The 15518-nt window shown below is 43.6% G+C and carries 14 protein-coding genes; 13 read left to right on the top strand and 1 reads right to left on the bottom strand.

The window, feature by feature from the left end; translation table 11 throughout:
- The first annotated feature begins 105 nt into the window (after positions 1-105).
- The 9 genes from budA (at position 106) to alaS (ending at position 9940) form a co-directional block, all read left to right on the top strand.
- Positions 106-837, top strand: coding sequence for an acetolactate decarboxylase (gene budA / locus D8863_RS03845; RefSeq protein WP_000375405.1), 732 nt, complete (start codon positions 106-108; stop codon positions 835-837).
- A gap of 9 nt (positions 838-846) precedes the next feature.
- On the top strand, positions 847-1599 hold the full coding sequence (locus D8863_RS03840; protein WP_125441134.1) for a YhfC family intramembrane metalloprotease: 753 nt from the start codon (positions 847-849) through the stop codon (positions 1597-1599).
- A 111-nt stretch (positions 1600-1710) separates the two neighbouring features.
- The gene (gene murB / locus D8863_RS03835; RefSeq protein ID WP_125441133.1) at positions 1711-2616 is read left to right on the top strand and encodes a UDP-N-acetylmuramate dehydrogenase; all 906 of its coding nucleotides are present in this window, start codon (positions 1711-1713) and stop codon (positions 2614-2616) included.
- A gap of 159 nt (positions 2617-2775) precedes the next feature.
- On the top strand, positions 2776-3933 hold the full coding sequence (locus tag D8863_RS03830; protein ID WP_000742901.1) for an ABC transporter ATP-binding protein: 1158 nt from the start codon (positions 2776-2778) through the stop codon (positions 3931-3933).
- On the top strand, positions 3914-4720 hold the full coding sequence (locus D8863_RS03825; protein ID WP_000754114.1) for an ABC transporter permease: 807 nt from the start codon (positions 3914-3916) through the stop codon (positions 4718-4720). Before D8863_RS03830 ends, D8863_RS03825 begins: the two co-directional genes overlap by 20 nt.
- The gene (locus tag D8863_RS03820) at positions 4717-5490 is read left to right on the top strand and encodes an ABC transporter permease (RefSeq protein ID WP_125441132.1); all 774 of its coding nucleotides are present in this window, start codon (positions 4717-4719) and stop codon (positions 5488-5490) included. Before D8863_RS03825 ends, D8863_RS03820 begins: the two co-directional genes overlap by 4 nt.
- The gene (locus D8863_RS03815; protein ID WP_000737938.1) at positions 5487-6557 is read left to right on the top strand and encodes an ABC transporter substrate-binding protein; all 1071 of its coding nucleotides are present in this window, start codon (positions 5487-5489) and stop codon (positions 6555-6557) included. The genes D8863_RS03820 and D8863_RS03815 overlap by 4 nt, the downstream gene beginning before the upstream one ends.
- A gap of 257 nt (positions 6558-6814) precedes the next feature.
- The gene (locus D8863_RS03810) at positions 6815-7300 is read left to right on the top strand and encodes an LURP-one-related/scramblase family protein (RefSeq protein ID WP_000847087.1); all 486 of its coding nucleotides are present in this window, start codon (positions 6815-6817) and stop codon (positions 7298-7300) included.
- A 21-nt stretch (positions 7301-7321) separates the two neighbouring features.
- The gene (gene alaS / locus D8863_RS03805; protein ID WP_125441131.1) at positions 7322-9940 is read left to right on the top strand and encodes an alanine--tRNA ligase; all 2619 of its coding nucleotides are present in this window, start codon (positions 7322-7324) and stop codon (positions 9938-9940) included.
- Positions 9941-10027: 87 nt separating this feature from the next.
- On the opposite strand, the gene D8863_RS03800 is transcribed toward alaS, so the two are convergent.
- A complete protein-coding gene (locus D8863_RS03800) occupies positions 10028-11476 on the bottom strand; it encodes an alpha-amylase (RefSeq protein ID WP_125441130.1) in 1449 nt (482 codons plus the stop codon).
- A 272-nt stretch (positions 11477-11748) separates the two neighbouring features.
- Between D8863_RS03800 and D8863_RS03795 the strand changes: the two genes are divergently transcribed.
- Genes D8863_RS03795 through aroB form a run of 4 tightly spaced genes read left to right on the top strand, consistent with a single transcriptional unit; the run spans position 11749 to position 15516 of the window.
- Entirely contained in the window at positions 11749-12912 is a 1164-nt protein-coding gene (locus tag D8863_RS03795) for a class I SAM-dependent rRNA methyltransferase (RefSeq protein WP_185761441.1), read from the top strand.
- Entirely contained in the window at positions 12909-13586 is a 678-nt protein-coding gene (gene aroD, locus D8863_RS03790) for a type I 3-dehydroquinate dehydratase (RefSeq protein WP_000767778.1), read from the top strand. The genes D8863_RS03795 and aroD overlap by 4 nt, the downstream gene beginning before the upstream one ends.
- Positions 13576-14430 carry a shikimate dehydrogenase gene (locus tag D8863_RS03785; RefSeq protein ID WP_125441129.1) on the top strand — a complete coding sequence of 285 codons (855 nt, stop codon included), beginning with the start codon at positions 13576-13578 and terminating at the stop codon, positions 14428-14430. The genes aroD and D8863_RS03785 overlap by 11 nt, the downstream gene beginning before the upstream one ends.
- A gap of 18 nt (positions 14431-14448) precedes the next feature.
- A complete protein-coding gene (aroB, locus tag D8863_RS03780) occupies positions 14449-15516 on the top strand; it encodes a 3-dehydroquinate synthase (protein ID WP_125441128.1) in 1068 nt (355 codons plus the stop codon).
- Positions 15517-15518 lie beyond the last annotated feature (2 nt).

Raw genomic sequence — 15518 nt, 5'->3', positions numbered from 1 at the left:
TTGCCTCCTTTGCAATGGGAAAAGCATTCCCCCTTTCACAACTAGGAGCAAATGTGGTATACTTAGAAAGTATGATGATTCATTGAACAGAAGATAAGAAAGAGAATGGATAGAAAAGTGCAGGAACCGGTAAAATTATTTCAATACAATACTCTAGGTGCCCTAATGGCTGGTCTCTATGGCGGAACCATGACAGTGGGAGAATTGCTAGAACATGGTGATCTTGGTTTGGGGACTTTGGATTCGATTGACGGGGAGTTGATTGTCCTTGATGGCAAGGCTTATCAAGCCAAGGGATCTGGTCAAACACCTGAAATCGTTGAAGTGGCAGCGGATGCCCTTATTCCCTATGCAGCAGTGGTTCCTCATCAGGCAGAAGTGATTTTTCGTCAGCGCTTTGAGATGACGGATAAGGAATTGGAAAAACGAATTGAGTCCTACTATGATGGGGAAAATCTTTTTCGCTCCATCAAGATTCATGGCGAATTTTCACAAATGCATGTGCGGATGATTCCCAAATCCACACCTGATACCAAGTTTGCTGATGTAGCGACTCACCAACCTGAATATAGCCGTGAAAATGTATCGGGAACTATTGTTGGATTTTGGACACCGGAGATTTTCCATGGAGTGAGTGTTGCAGGCTACCATTTGCATTTTATCTCAGATGATTTGACCTTTGGTGGGCATGTGATGGACTTTGTTATCAAAGAAGGAATGATTGAGGTTGGGGCAGTCGACCAGTTGGATCAACGTTTTCCAGTCCAAGATCGCCAGTATTTATTTGCCAAATTTAACGTTGACGAGATGAAGAAAGATATTGATAAGTCAGAATAGGAGAAAAAGATGACAGTACATATTATCCTCACCATGATCGCTTTGGTTCTCATTCTAGTAAGTGGGACTTGGTATGCCAAAAAACGGTTTAAAATCTCTCTTGCAGTGATGGGCTTGGGGGCAATCGCATTTTTTGTTTCTTCTCAAGTGTTAGAGAAGATGGTTCACCTTCTGATACTTCATCCGCAAAAAGATGGAACCATTCCGCTCATGCAAGAGCAGCCTTTCTTATATGTCCTTTATGGGATTGCCATGGCGGCCCTCTTTGAGGAAACGGCTCGTCTTGTCTTTTTTAAATGGTTGGAGAAAAAGAGAAAGCTAGAAGATCGAGATGCTTTGGCCTATGGTTTGGGACATGGGGGCTTGGAAATGCTCTATCTCGGAATGGGAAGCTTAATCAGTCTTTTGATTCTCTTTTCACTCATCCAGTCTTCAAATACTGATGTAGCCAATCTTCTTCCAAAATCTACGCTCGAAACGGTTCAGTCTCTTTCTGTATGGCAGGTTTATTTACTAGGAGTTGAGCGTATTCTTGCTCTGGTTCTGCAAATTGGTCTCTCTATCTGGGTCTATCAAAGTGTCCGTCAAAAGAAATGTATCTACCTCCTTGCTGCCTATGGTTTGCATGCCTTGTTTGACTTGGCTCCAGCCTTATCTCAGGTTGGATGGATTGCAAATCCGCTTCTAGTTGAGTTTATTCTTCTCGTAGAACTGCTAGTCTTTATCTGGCTAACAAAATCTACATTTTGGAAAAAATCATAAAAAGAGGGGTGACCTCTTTTTTTATGTAAAGATAAAACAAGCTCTTTTTATGGTCGTCAAATGTCTCTAAAAGTGGTATAATGGAATGAATTTTGAAAAAGGAAGAGTGACATGTCAGTAAAAGAAAAAATGCTTGAAATCCTAGAAGGAATCGATATTCGTTTTAAGGAGCCCTTGAAGACCTATACCTATACCAAGGTTGGAGGTCGAGCGGATTATCTAGTTTTGCCACGCAATCGCTATGAGATGGTCCGTGTCGTCCAATTTGCCAATCAAGAGAATATTCCCTGGATGGTGCTTGGAAATGCCAGCAATATCATCGTTCGTGAAGGTGGAATCCGTGGTTTTGTCATCTTGTGTGATAAGCTTAATAGCGTTTCGGTTGATGGCTATACCATCGAAGCAGAAGCTGGAGCTAACTTGATTGAAACGACACGTATTGCCCTCCGTCATAGTTTGACTGGTTTTGAGTTTGCTTGTGGGATTCCTGGAAGCATCGGTGGAGCTGTCTTTATGAATGCGGGTGCCTATGGAGGAGAGATTGCTCATATCTTGCAGTCTTGTCAAGTTTTGACCAAAGAAGGGGAAATCAAGACCTTGTCTGCCAAGGACTTGGCTTTTGGTTACCGCCATTCAGCTATTCAGGATTCTGGGGCCATTGTCTTGTCAGCTAAATTTGCCCTTGCACCTGGAAATCACCAGGTCATTAAGCAAGAAATGGACCGCTTGACGCACCTACGTGAACTCAAACAACCATTAGAATACCCGTCTTGTGGTTCAGTCTTTAAGCGTCCAGTTGGGCATTTTGCAGGTCAGTTGATTTCAGAAGCTGGCTTGAAAGGCTATCGAATCGGTGGTGTTGAAGTATCTGAGAAGCACGCTGGTTTCATGATCAATGTTGCTGACGGTACGGCGAAGGACTACGAGGACTTGATCCAATCTGTTATCGAAAAAGTCAAGGAACACTCAGGTGTCACTCTTGAAAGAGAAGTCCGAATCTTGGGTGAGAAGGAATAAGGTTGGGGTAGAAAAGTTGCTGCTATAACCATTGTAAAGGGGGTGAAAGCCTATCGTGAGTGAAGATGTATGTAGGCAGTTTAATCTCCTACACGAGGTAGTAGCGGCCTGACAGAGCCCTGATCTGTTAATTTATGAAAAAGAAGGAATTTATGACAATTGAAAAAACCAATTATTGAATTCAAAAACGTCTCTAAAGTTTTTGAAGACAGCAACACCAAGGTTCTCAAAGACATCAACTTTGAGTTGGAAGAAGGGAAGTTTTACACTCTTTTAGGAGCATCTGGTTCAGGAAAATCAACCATTCTAAACATCATTGCAGGTTTACTGGATGCGACGACAGGGGATATTTTGCTGGATGGGGTGCGGATCAATGACATCCCAACTAATAAACGAGATGTCCATACGGTCTTCCAATCCTATGCCTTGTTTCCACATATGAATGTGTTTGAAAATGTTGCCTTTCCGCTCCGCTTGCGTAAAATCGACAAGAAAGAAATCGAACAACGCGTAGCGGAAGTTCTCAAGATGGTTCAGTTGGAAGGTTATGAAAAACGTTCCATCCGTAAACTCTCTGGAGGACAACGTCAGCGTGTAGCTATTGCCCGTGCTATCATCAACCAACCTCGTGTGGTCTTGCTGGATGAGCCCTTGTCAGCGCTGGACTTGAAATTGCGGACAGACATGCAGTACGAACTGCGTGAATTGCAACAACGATTGGGAATTACCTTTGTCTTTGTCACTCACGATCAGGAGGAAGCCCTTGCCATGAGTGACTGGATTTTCGTCATGAATGATGGCGAGATTGTTCAGTCTGGAACGCCAGTGGACATCTATGATGAGCCAATCAACCACTTTGTTGCCACCTTTATCGGGGAGTCCAACATCTTGCCAGGAACTATGATTGAGGACTACTTGGTTGAGTTTAACGGCAAACGATTTGAAGCGGTTGATGGAGGGATGAAGCCAAATGAGCCTGTTGAGGTTGTTATTCGTCCAGAGGACTTGCGCATTACCCTTCCTGAAGAAGGCAAGCTCCAAGTCAAGGTGGATACCCAGCTTTTCCGTGGAGTTCACTATGAGATTATCGCCTATGATGAGCTCGGAAATGAATGGATGATCCACTCGACCCGTAAGGCCATCGTTGGTGAGGAAATCGGTCTGGACTTTGAACCAGAAGACATCCACATCATGCGTCTCAACGAAACCGAAGAAGAGTTCGATGCTCGTATCGAGGAGTACGTAGAAATCGAAGAGCAAGAAGCAGGTCTGATTAACGCGATCGAGGAGGAAAGAGATGAAGAAAACAACCTCTAAACTCTTTGTAGTGCCCTACATGCTTTGGATTGCCCTCTTTGTTCTCGCACCCTTGGTCTTGATTTTTGGTCAATCCTTTTTCAACATTGAAGGCCAGTTTAGTTTAGAAAACTATAAATCCTACTTTGCGTCACAAAACTTGACCTATCTCAAAATGAGCTTCAACTCTGTGCTTTATGCAGGGATTGTGACCTTGGTAACACTGCTCATCAGCTATCCAACAGCCCTCTTTTTGACCCGTCTTAAGCACCGTCAGCTCTGGCTCATGCTGATTATTCTGCCAACCTGGATCAATTTGCTCCTAAAGGCCTATGCCTTTATCGGGATTTTTGGTCAAAATGGCTCTATTAATCAATTTTTGGAATTTATCGGAATCGGTTCGCAGCAGTTGCTCTTTACGGATTTCTCCTTTATCTTTGTCGCAAGCTACATTGAGCTTCCCTTTATGATTTTGCCGATTTTCAATGTCTTGGACGATATGGATAACAACCTCATCAATGCCAGCTATGACCTCGGTGCGACCAAGTGGGAGACCTTCCGCCATGTTATCTTCCCCCTTTCTATGAACGGGGTGAGAAGTGGGGTTCAGTCTGTCTTTATCCCTAGTTTGAGTCTCTTCATGCTGACACGTTTGATTGGTGGGAACCGCGTTATCACGCTGGGAACGGCTATTGAGCAGAACTTTCTAACCAATGACAACTACGGTATGGGTTCTACCATCGGGGTGATCCTTATCCTGACCATGTTCATCACCATGTGGGTGACCAAGGAAAGGAGAGAACGATGAAAAAATTTGCCAATCTCTACCTAGCCTTTGTCTTTATCATCCTTTATTTGCCAATTTTTTACTTGATTGGCTATGCATTTAATGCTGGCGATGATATGAACAGCTTTACAGGCTTTAGCTTGAGCCATTTTAAAACCATGTTTGGTGATGGTCGCCTCATGTTGATCCTCACCCAAACCTTTTTCTTGGCCTTTCTATCAGCCTTGATTGCGACCATTATCGGGACTTTTGGTGCTATCTATATCTACCAGTCTCGTAAGAAATACCAAGAAGCCTTTTTATCACTCAATAATATCCTCATGGTTGCGCCTGACGTTATGATTGGTGCTAGCTTCTTAATTCTCTTTACCCAGCTTAAGTTTTCACTTGACTTTTTGACGGTTTTATCTAGTCACGTGGCCTTTTCCATCCCTATCGTGGTCTTGATGGTCTTGCCTCGCCTCAAGGAGATGAATGATGACATGATTCATGCGGCCTATGACTTGGGAGCCAGCCAGTTTCAGATGTTTAAGGAAATCATGCTTCCTTACCTGACTCCGTCTATCATTGCAGGTTATTTCATGGCCTTCACCTATTCGCTGGATGATTTTGCCGTGACCTTCTTTGTGACGGGAAATGGCTTTTCAACCCTATCAGTTGAGATTTACTCTCGAGCTCGCAAGGGAATTTCGCTGGAAATCAATGCCCTGTCTGCCCTTGTCTTTCTCTTTAGTATTATCCTAGTTGTTGGCTATTACTTCATCTCACGTGAGAAGGAGGAGCAAGCATGAAAAAACTCTATTCATTTTTAGCAGGAATTGCAGCAATTATCCTTGTCTTGTGGGGGATTGCGACTCATCTAGACAGTAAAATCAATAGCCGAGACAGTCAGAAATTGGTTATCTACAACTGGGGGGACTATATCGATCCCGAACTCTTGGAGAAATTCACAGAAGAAACAGGAATCCAAGTTCAGTACGAGACCTTTGATTCTAACGAAGCCATGTATACCAAAATCAAGCAGGGTGGAACGACCTATGATATTGCTATCCCGAGTGAGTACATGATCAATAAGATGAAGGACGAAGACCTATTGGTTCCTCTTGATTATTCAAAAATTGAAGGAATCGAAAATATCGGACCTGAGTTCCTCAACCAGTCTTTTGACCCGGGCAATAAATTCTCCATTCCATACTTCTGGGGGACCTTGGGAATTGTCTACAATGAAACCATGGTAGATGAGGCGCCTGAGCATTGGGATGACCTCTGGAAGCCAGAATACAAGGATTCCATCATGCTCTTTGATGGGGCGCGTGAGGTGCTGGGACTCGGGCTTAACTCACTCGGTTACAGTCTCAACTCCAAGGATCCTCAGCAGTTGGAAGAGACAGTGGATAAGCTCTACAAATTGACTCCAAATATCAAGGCCATTGTGGCAGACGAGATGAAGGGCTACATGATTCAGAACAATGCTGCTATCGGTGTGACTTTCTCTGGGGAAGCCAGCCAGATGTTGGAGAAAAATCCTAATCTCAAGTATGTCGTTCCGACAGAGGCCAGCAATCTCTGGTTTGACAACATGGTCATTCCAAAAACCGTGAAAAACCAAGATGCAGCCTATGCCTTTATCAATTTTATGTTAAAACCCGAAAATGCTCTGAAAAATGCTGAGTATGTGGGCTACTCAACACCAAACCTACCAGCCAAGGAAATGCTCCCAGAGGAGACTCGTGAGGACAAATCCTTCTATCCAGACGCTGATACCATGAAACACCTAGAAGTTTATGAGAAATTTGACCATAAATGGACAGGTAAATATAGTGACCTCTTCCTACAGTTTAAAATGTATCGGAAGTAGGAGATATGCTTTCTTGTCAGTTTTCCTAGTTGACGCAGAACCCAAAAAACGATATAATAAGAAAGTTGAGAATTGATTTTCAGTTGTCTTAGCCCAGAGAAATGGCGGTGCTGCGAGCCATCTAAGGTAGGAAGTCATGCTACTCAATCATACAATTGCATAAGAATAAGAGAATGACAAGTTCATTGAATGAAGGTGGTACCGCGGTTTTTCGCCCTTCGTGATGTGAGCTTGTCTTTTGATTTTTGGAGGTGTTTATGAAGACATTTCTTGTCAAACAAAAGTTTCGTCTTGGAGGCGAACGCTTCGATATCAAGGATGATAGAGGAGTAGTGAACTATCAGGTGGAGGGATCATTTTTCCAAATTCCTAAGACCTTTACCATCTATGACGCCTATGGTGAGCAAGTCAGTGAGATTAGTAAAGAATTTTTCACTTTGCTTCCTCGCTTTACTATCCAGTTACGAAACGGTTCCAATTTCGTCATTCGCAAGAAGTTGACCTTCTGGCGAGATAAGTATGAGTTTGACAATCTAGGGCTTCGTATCGAGGGCAATATCTGGGATTTGAATTTCAAATTGCTGGATGACCGCGACCAAGTGATTGCCGAGATTCGGAAAGAAATTTTCCATTTGACCTCAACCTACACCGTAACCGTCTATGAAGACTCGTATGCAGATTTGGTCATTTCCCTTTGTGTCGCGATTGACTATGTGGAGATGCTGGAAAGCCAATCAAATTAAACAAGTAAATAAGGAGATATTATGAAACAACTATCTAGTGCTCAAGTTCGCCAAATGTGGCTAGATTTCTGGGCAAGCAAAGGTCACTCTGTAGAACCATCAGTGAGCTTGGTTCCAGTAAACGATCCAACTCTTTTGTGGATCAACTCTGGGGTAGCAACCCTTAAGAAATATTTTGACGGAACCATTATCCCTGAAAATCCACGTATCACCAATGCGCAGAAAGCTATCCGTACTAACGATATTGAAAATGTAGGGAAGACTGCGCGTCACCATACCATGTTTGAAATGTTGGGGAACTTCTCTATCGGTGATTACTTCCGTGATGAAGCTATCACTTGGGCTTATGAGCTTTTGACAAGCCCTGAGTGGTTTGACTTCCCTGCTGAAAAACTGTACATGACCTATTATCCAGACGATAAGGATTCTTATAACCGCTGGATTGAAGTAGGAGTGGACCCAAGCCACTTGATCCCAATCGAAGACAACTTCTGGGAAATCGGTGCTGGACCTTCTGGACCTGATACTGAGATCTTCTTTGACCGTGGAGAAGCCTTTGACCCAGAAAATATCGGTCTTCGCCTGCTTGCAGAGGATATCGAAAACGACCGTTATATCGAAATCTGGAACATCGTTTTGTCACAATTTAACGCCGATCCTGCTGTACCTCGTAGTGAGTACAAGGAATTGCCACACAAGAATATTGATACGGGTGCTGGTTTGGAGCGTTTGGTGGCGGTTATCCAAGGAGCTAAGACCAACTTTGAAACTGACCTCTTCATGCCAATCATCCGTGAAGTTGAGAAATTGTCTGGTAAGGTTTATGACCAAGATGGCGACAACATGAGCTTCAAGGTCATTGCTGACCATATCCGTTCTCTTTCATTTGCCATCGGTGATGGTGCCCTTCCAGGAAATGAAGGTCGTGGTTATGTTCTTCGTCGTTTGCTCCGTCGTGCGTCTATGCACGGTCAAAAATTGGGTATCAACGAGCCTTTCCTTTACAAACTCGTTCCAACAGTTGGAAAAATCATGGAAAGCTACTACCCAGAAGTCCTTGAAAAACGTGACTTTATCGAGAAAATCGTGAAGAGCGAGGAAGAGTCATTTGCTCGTACCCTTCACTCAGGTCAACACTTTGCAGAAACCATTGTAGCTGATTTGAAAGCGAAAGGTCAAAACGTTATCGCTGGGCAAGATGTTTTCAAACTCTACGACACTTACGGATTCCCAGTTGAATTGACAGAAGAAATCGCTGAAGAAGCAGGAATGACTGTAGACCGTGAAGGCTTTGAAGCAGCCATGAAAGAACAGCAAGAACGTGCGCGTGCGTCTGCTGTTAAGGGTGGCTCAATGGGAATGCAAAATGAAACCCTTCAAAACATTACAGTAGAAAGTGTCTTCAACTACAATGCTAGTCAATTGCCTTCTAAACTGGTGGCTATCGTAGCTGAAAACGCTGAAGTAGAAGCTGCTTCAGAAGGAACTGTCTCTCTTATCTTTGCAGAGACTCCATTCTACGCGGAAATGGGTGGACAGGTGGCTGACCACGGTCAAATCTTGGACGCTGCTGGAAATGTCGTGGCTACTGTGACAGATGTTCAAAAAGCTCCAAATGGACAAGCTCTTCATACTGTTGAAGTTCTTGCACCACTTGCGTTGAACCAAGAATACACCTTGGCTATCGATACCAACCGTCGTCATCGTGTTATGAAGAACCACACAGCCACTCACTTGCTCCATGCGGCTCTTCACAATATCCTTGGCCACCATGCGACACAAGCAGGATCTCTGAACGAAGTAGAATTTCTTCGCTTTGACTTTACTCACTTCCAAGCTGTGACTCCTGAAGAGTTGCGCGTCATTGAACAGCAAGTCAATGAGAAAATTTGGGAAGCAATTGCTGTAGAAACTGTTGAGACAGATATTGACACGGCTAAAGAAATGGGAGCTATGGCCCTCTTTGGTGAGAAATACGGTAAAGAAGTCCGTGTTGTAACTATAGGTGATTACTCAGTGGAACTCTGTGGTGGTACCCACGTTGGCAACACTTCTGAGATTGGTCTCTTCAAGATTGTCAAAGAAGAAGGAATCGGTTCAGGTACCCGCCGTATCTTGGCAGTAACTGGTAAGGAAGCCTTTGAAGCTTACCGCGAACAAGAAGACGCTCTGAAAGCCGTCGCAGCAACCTTGAAAGCACCTCAACTCAAGGAAGTGCCTCACAAGGTCGAAGGGCTTCAAGAGCAACTCCGTCAACTTCAAAAAGAAAATGCCGAATTGAAGGAAAAAGCCGCAGCCGCAGCCGCAGGCGATGTCTTCAAGGATGTGAAGGAAGTCAACGGACACCGTTACATTGCAAGCCAAGTTTCTGTATCAGATGCAGGTGCCCTTCGTACCTTTGCGGATAACTGGAAACAAAAAGACTACTCTGATGTGCTTGTTCTAGTTGCAGCTATCGGTGACAAAGTCAATGTTCTTGTAGCTAGTAAGACAAAAGATGTGCATGCAGGAAACCTTGTCAAAGAATTGGCTCCAATCGTCGATGGACGTGGTGGTGGTAAACCAGACATGGCCATGGCAGGGGGAAGCAACCAAGCGAAAATCCAAGAACTCTTGGATGCAGTAGCAGGTAAATTGTAAGACATTAAAGATCTATCCATTTGGTTAGGTCTTTTTGCATACACAAAAAAGCCAAATCCGGTTGGATCTGGCTTGTACCTGATAGGTTTATTTTGCTGTCCAGACACTGACTGAACCCGCTGCTACTGGAAATTCTCCATAACCTTCAGCATTGATTGTAACTTGTGCTGGATGATTTTCAAGGAGGTCAATAAAGGTTTGTTCAGCCCATTCTTGCCCGACAAACATAGCCTTGCTGTTTTCTTGGTCATTTGAGATAAGGACAGCGATTGGGGATTGATGTTCAGCACCTGAACGTACCCATCCGATACAGTTGGCATCGTCAAAGTAGTCTGTTTGCTCTCCATAGGCCATGTCTTTTCGGATGGTTAGGAGACGATCAAGAACTTCTCTGAAATCTTGTTGAGCAAATTGCCCTGAAATGCCGTAATAGTCTCCATAAAAGACACATGGAAGACCTTGCTCACGAAGAAGGATGAGGGCGTAGGCTGCTGGTTTAAACCATTCTTCGACGGTTGATTCAAGTGCCTGACCTCGTTGTGTATCGTGGTTGTCGACAAAAGTCACAACCTTGTCAGGTTTGAGTTCAACCAGGCTATCTGTGAAAATGCCACGAAGGTCATAGTTGGAACCTGCTCGGCTAGCATCAAAGAGATTTTGATGAAGACGAACATCCACAAGGTCAAAGCGCTCCTCAATTTTCTCAAGGTAGTCTAGATTGGCTTCTTTGTCTGGATTCCAGAATTCCCCAAAAACATAGAAATCCTCACCGTATTTCTCCTTCATATCACGGATGAAATTGCCCATAAAGAAGGAGTCGATGTGCTTAACGGCATCCAAGCGGAAACCTGCCACTCCAGTCGTTTCCATGAACCAGTCAGCCCAGTCATAGATATTTTGGATGACTTCAGGGTGCTTAAAGTCCAGGTCGGCATACATGAGGTAGTCGTAGTTACCGTTTTCGTTATCGACCAATTCCTCGTTGGCCCAACCTTTATTGTCTCCCTGGATCAGGTAAATGCCAGACTTACGGCGCTTGGCATCGTAATCCGTACCTGTAAAGTGGTACCAGTGCCAGTGGAAGTCATTGTAGGTGTCTTGGCGACCATCGAAGGTGAAGTGAGTCCAGCCATTGATAGTAAAGGGCTCGCTTAGCTGAAGGGTACGATCCTCAGGATCCACTTCAATAACCTGAAAGGCTTCCATATGATCGGCAGCAGCCTTGTGATTGAGCACCACATCGGCCATAGGTTGAATTCCCTGTGCCTTTAGAGTTTGAATGGCTTGAAGATAGTCTTCTTTAAACCCATACTTGGTACGGACAGTCCCTTTTTGGTGAAATTCGCCTAGGTCAAAAAGATCGTAAACACCATAGCCGACATCTTTTTCATTGGTTGCCTTGAAGGCAGGTGGCATCCAGACATGGCTGATACCAAGGTTTGCTAGGTGCTCGGCATCATTTGTCAGTCGCGTCCAGTGTTGGCCGTCGTGAGGCAAATACCATTCAAAGTATTGCATAAGTGTCTGATTTTGCATTATTTTTCCTCTTGCTTATTAATGTTGTGTTTTATTCTACCATAAAGTTTAGAACTAGGCAAACGTTTGCGCAAGATTCTATACTCATTTCTGTTTTTGTCTATTTTTAGCGAATAGAATCTCTCTTTCCATTATAAGGGAAAGGATGTTTTGGTGGAAAAGTAAATGGCATATACTTATTTTAACAAAAATGACACTCAGTAAACTAAAGTACATATGGTTAAACGGTTTCTTTTTTGAGAATTGTCACAAAATTTGCTATAATAGTAGCTATGAATAGAATTAGGGTCAGCAGACGCGTTGAAAAAAAGCTAGCTAAGGGTCTAGTTCTTTTGGAAGCAAGTGATTTAACAGATATTGAACTGACGGATCAGGCAGTAGAAGTTCTTAGTCAAGACGGGAAGTTTTTAGGGAGCGCCTATCTTTCTCAACAGAATAAGGGAATCGGTTGGTTGGTCAGCAAGGAAAAGGTTCTTTTCAATCAATCCTTTTTTGAAATCCTGTTTCGTAAGGCTAAGGAAGCTAGAAAGCCTTATTATCAAGATGACTTGACTACTGCCTTTCGCCTTTTTAACCAAGAGGGGGATGGTTTTGGTGGTCTGACTGTTGATCTCTATGGAGATTATGCTGTTTTTTCTTGGTACAACTCCTTTGTTTACCAAATTCGTGAGCTAATCGTAAAGGCTTTTAAGGAAGTTTTTCCTGAGGTCTTGGGGGCTTATGAGAAGATTCGTTTTAAAGGTCTAGACTACGAGTCTGCCTATGTTTATGGTGAGGAAGCGCCGGATGATTTTACTGTTCTTGAGAATGGCGTGCTCTATCAAGTCTTTATGAATGATGGCTTGATGACAGGGATTTTCCTAGACCAGCATGATGTTCGTGGGAGTCTGGTTGACGGCCTAGCTATGGGCAAATCTTTGCTCAATATGTTTTCCTATACGGCTGCCTTTTCAGTTGCTGCAGCTATGGGAGGCGCTAGTGAGACGACTTCTGTCGACTTGGCTAAACGATCTAGAGAGCTGTCAGAAGCTCATTTTCAGGCAAATGGACTCAGCACGGACAATCACCGTTTTATCGTCATGGATGTTTTTGAGTACTTCAAGTATGCCAAGCGAAAAGGCTTGACCTATGATGTGATTGTGCTTGATCCGCCGAGCTTTGCCCGCAATAAAAAACAAACATTCTCTGTAGCTAAGGACTATCACAAGTTGATTTCCCAGAGTCTAGAGATTTTAAATCCGGGAGGCATTATCATTGCCAGTACCAATGCTGCCAATGTTTCCCGCCAGAAATTTACAGAACAAATTGATAAAGGTTTTGCAGGAAGAAAATATCAAATTTTAAACCAATATGGTCTTCCAGCAGACTTTGCCTATAATAAAAAAGATGAAAGCAGTAATTACCTCAAGGTGATTAGTATGAAGGTTAGTAGATGAAATTAATCGTTTCAGTAATGCCAAGAAGTTTAGAAGAAGCGCAAGAACTGGATGCCACTAGGTATGAAGATGCCGATATCATTGAGTGGCGTGCGGACTTTCTTACAAAGGACGCTATTTTACAGGTAGCACCCGCTATCTTTGAGAAATTTGCAGGACGCGAACTTGTCTTTACCCTTCGGACCCGCGCTGAGGGAGGAGAAATCGAACTTTCCTCAGAAGAGTATGTTCAAATCATTAAGGAAGTTACTCAGCTTTATCAGCCGGATTATGTAGATTTTGAGTATTTCAGCTACAAGGATGTTTTTGAGGAAATGTTGGATTTTCCAAATCTTGTTTTGAGTTACCATAATTTCCAGGAGACACCTGAAAACATGATGGAAATTTTGTCTGAGTTGACCAGTCTCTCTCCGAAAGTGGTCAAGGTATCAGTTATGGCCCATACGGAGCAGGATGTTTTAGACCTGATGAACTACACTCGAGGATTTAAAACACTCAACCCTGAGCAAGAGTACGTGACCATTTCCATGGGGAAAATGGGCAAGGTATCCCGTATCACTTCAGATGTGACGGGTTCAAGTTGGTCATTTGCTAGTCTGGATGAAGCGAGTGCCCCAGGTCAGATTTCGCTATCAAACATGAAGAAAATCAGGGAGATTTTGGATGAAGCTTGATGGCTATACACGTTTAGCTGCAGTTGTTGCCAATCCCATCAAACACTCTATTTCACCCTTCATCCACAATAGGGCCTTTGAGGCGACAGATACCAATGGTGCCTATGTAGCTTGGGAGATTGAAGCGGGTGATTTGGCAGAAACAGTTGCTAATATTCGACGTTACCAGATGTTTGGCATCAACCTGTCTATGCCTTACAAGGAGCAAGTGATTCCTTATCTGGATGAGTTGAGTGATGAGGCTCGTTTGATTGGGGCGGTCAACACAGTTGTTAATCAAGACGGAACGTTAATTGGATATAATACAGATGGCAAGGGATTCTTTAAGAGCTTGCCTTCTTTTACAATCTCGGATAAGAAAATGACCATTCTGGGCGCAGGTGGTGCGGCCAAATCAATCTTGGCACAAGCCATTTTGGATGGCGTCAGTCAAATTTCAGTCTTTGTGCGTTCAGTTTCCATGGAAAAAACAAGACCTTACCTAGACAAGTTGCAGGAGCAAACAGGTTTTAAAGTGGACTTGTATGCTTTAGAAGATATTTCTGAGCTGCAAGCAAGGATTGCTGAGGCGGACCTGCTCGTCAATGCGACTAGTGTGGGAATGGATGGCAAATCATCCCCAGTTCCTGAAAGCATAGTCTTACCAGAAACTCTATTGGTGGCAGATATTATTTACCAACCCTTTGAGACTCCATTTTTGAAATGGGCTAGAAGTCAGGGCAATTCAGCTGTCAATGGTCTAGGAATGTTGCTCTATCAAGCTGCTGAAGCTTTTCAACTGTGGACAGGTAAAGCAATGCCGACAGAAGAGATTTGGCAGTCCTTAACAGAAAAATATAAATAGTGAAAAGGAGACCCTCCTATGAAAATCAGAATCGATATTCCGCATCATCCTTATGATATTCAGATTGAAAAAGGTTGTCTGGCTCAGGCTGGTCAATGGTTGCGAGAACTCTGGCAACCTCAAAAAGTGGTCATTGTAACCGATAACCATGTAGCTTCTCTCTATGCAGAGAAGATTAAACTCAGCCTAGAAGATGCTGGTTTTCAGGTAGCTGTTTTTGACTTTTTAGAAGGCGAAGAACGAAAAAATTTAACAACTGTTCAGAAAGTCTATGAATTTCTAGTCAAGCAGGGGTTGACTCGTAGCGATGGGATCGTGGCTCTTGGTGGTGGTGTCGTTGGGGACCTAGCTGGTTTTGTAGCCTCTACCTATATGCGGGGCATTCACTTTGTTCAGATTCCGACTAGTTTGACAGCCCAGGTTGATTCGTCTATTGGTGGAAAGACGGGTGTCAATACTCCTTTTGCTAAAAATATGGTGGGAACTTTTGCCCAACCAGATGGGGTTCTGATTGACCCGCTTGTCCTAGAAACGCTTGGAAAAAGAGAGCTGATTGAGGGGATGGGCGAGGTTATCAAGTACGGCTTGATTGAGGATCCAGAACTGTGGGCTCTCTTGATGGAGCTAGATGGTTCTGTAGAGAGCATTTTGGAACATGCAGAGACTTTGATTGAACATTCTTGTCAGGTTAAGCGCAAGATGGTGGTCGAAGATGAGTTGGATAACGGTGTTCGTCTTTACCTCAATTTTGGGCACACTATTGGTCATGCTATTGAAGCAACTGCCGGTTATGGCAAGGTCATGCATGGAGAAGCTGTGGCTATGGGCATGGTTCAGATTTCCAAGGTTGCTGAGGGAAAAAGCCTCATGCCAGAAGGAATAACCCAGTCCATTACAGAGATGTGCCAGAAATTTGGCTTGCCTGTTGATTATGAAAACTGGGATGTTGACAAACTTTATCAAGCTTTGACTCATGATAAAAAAGCGCGTGGAAACACCTTGAAATTGGTCTTAGTTCCAGAGCTTGGTTCAGCGACCATTCACCCAGTTTCTCTGGAAGAGATGAAAGACTACTTGGTAAAATAAGG

The sequence above is a fragment of the Streptococcus oralis genome (assembly GCF_003943825.1).
GTDB lineage: Bacteria > Bacillota > Bacilli > Lactobacillales > Streptococcaceae > Streptococcus > Streptococcus oralis_CD.
Note: the sequence above shows the minus strand (reverse complement) of the source record. Positions and strands in the feature narration are given on the sequence as shown.